This is a genomic window from Parvimonas sp. D9 (assembly GCF_035282565.1).
In the GTDB taxonomy this organism is placed as follows: Bacteria; Bacillota; Clostridia; order Tissierellales; family Peptoniphilaceae; genus Parvimonas; species Parvimonas micra.
On sequence record NZ_JAYKBM010000300.1, the window covers coordinates 1 to 228 of the forward strand.

The window sequence follows — 228 nt, forward strand, 5'->3', positions numbered from 1 at the left end:
GTATTCTTCCGGATGCAGCTTTTGAAATTGCAAGAAGAAGTAGGGGTACACCTCGTATCGCTAATGGTTTATTACGTCGCGTACGAGATTTTGCACAAGTATTAAATGATAGTAAAATTGATTTAGGCATCACACAACATGCATTAAAGGCATTGAATGTGGATGAACATGGATTGGATGAAATGGATAATCGTATCCTGTCAGCCATCATTGATAAGTTTAAAGGTG

General features: G+C 37.7%; 1 pseudogene. It reads left to right on the forward strand.

The annotated features are described in order from the left end of the window. Window positions 1-228, forward strand: a pseudogene (locus VJI94_RS08945) (Holliday junction branch migration DNA helicase RuvB); the annotation flags it as partial.